Origin of the sequence: Mesorhizobium sp. M4A.F.Ca.ET.050.02.1.1 (assembly GCF_003997725.1) — a bacterium.
Lineage (GTDB): Bacteria > Pseudomonadota > Alphaproteobacteria > Rhizobiales > Rhizobiaceae > Mesorhizobium.
Window position 1 is genome coordinate 1 of record NZ_RZSG01001144.1, and the last position, 1,387, is coordinate 1,387.

Below are 1,387 nucleotides of genomic sequence, written 5' to 3' on the forward strand. Positions count from 1 at the left end.
GCTCTATCTCGACCTCGACCGCTTCAAGCATATCAATGACACGCTCGGTCATCCGGCGGGCGACGAGCTCGTGCGCCAGACTGCGGCCAGGCTCCAGCACACCATTCGTGAAGTCGATACCGTGGCGCGGCTGGGGGGTGACGAGTTCGCGCTGATCCTCATCGACATCCGCGATATCCGCGCCGCCGAGGACATTGCCGAGCGGCTGCTGCAGAAGTTGCAGGAGCCGTTCAAGCTCATCGACGACCAGGTCTTCGTCAGCGCCAGCATCGGCATCGCGCTGTCGGCCGAGGCCGAGACCGATGCCGATGACCTGCTGCGCAAGGCCGACATCGCGCTTTACGAGGCCAAGAAGAACGGCCGTGGCCGGCACCAGGTCTTCGCCGGCGACATGGACGACCTTCTCTTACGCAAGCGCAAGGTTGAGACCGAGCTTCGCAAGGCCCTCGATGGCGGCACCGGCATCGGGCTCGCTTATCAGCCGGTGTTCGCGGCAAACGGCAAGACGATCCTCGGCGCCGAGGCGCTGATCCGCTGGGGGCATGAGGTGCATGGCGCTTTGCCGGCGGCGCAGTTCATCGCCATTGCCGAGGAGCGCGGCATGATCGGCCAACTCGGCGCATGGGTGCTGCAGGAAGCCTGCCGTTTCGCCGTGCGGACCGAACTGCCATGGCTCGCCGTCAATGTGTCGCCGTTGCAACTGCGCGACGCCGGCTTTGCCGAACAGGTTGCGTCGATCCTTGCCGACACCGGACTGGCGCCGCAGCGCCTGCAACTCGAGATCACCGAAAGTGTGCTTCTGGAGAACAGCGATGCCTCGAGGGCGGCTCTGGCCGCCTTGCGCCAGTCGGGCATCGGCATCGTGCTCGACGATTTCGGCACCGGCTATTCGTCGCTGAGCTATCTGCGCCGCCACGCCATCGACAAGCTCAAGATCGACCGCTCCTTCGTCCGGCTGCTCGACGGCGAAGGCAATGCGGCGGCGATCGTCAAGGCGCTGATCGACCTCGCCGTCGCGCTCGGCGTCGACGTCACCGCCGAGGGTGTCGAGACCGAGGCGCAGAAGATCCTGCTGGTCGCCATGGGATGCCGGCAGTTCCAGGGCTATTTCCTGTCGCCACCGCTCGAACCGGGCCAGTTGCTCGGTCTTTCCGGTCTGGCTTCGCCGGACGACGTCGTGCCGGCGGCCGCCCGGGCCTAGGGCATCTCTGACCCGGAAACAGGCCCTACCAGCCCGGCATGATCTGGTTTGCCTTGGTCCGCTTCATCTTGGTAAAGGCGAGCGCGGCGAAGTCGAAGTTTCCCGTCTCTTCGCCCAGCGGCACCGAGATGTTGTCGAGGCTTTCGCAGATGTGGCGGGCGGGCGCCCCGCCGATCTCCCGCCGCG

General features: G+C 65.9%; 1 protein-coding gene and 1 pseudogene. One reads left to right on the top strand and one right to left on the bottom strand.

From position 1 onward, the window contains the following. The coding region (locus EOA33_RS35790) for an EAL domain-containing protein (RefSeq protein ID WP_127407730.1) at window positions 1-1,201 on the top strand (1,201 nt) is incomplete at its 5' end. 25 nt (window positions 1,202-1,226) lie between these two features. Here EOA33_RS35790 and EOA33_RS41170 read toward each other — a convergent pair. Beyond that, window positions 1,227-1,387 (bottom strand): annotated as a pseudogene (locus EOA33_RS41170) (LysR family transcriptional regulator); the annotation flags it as partial.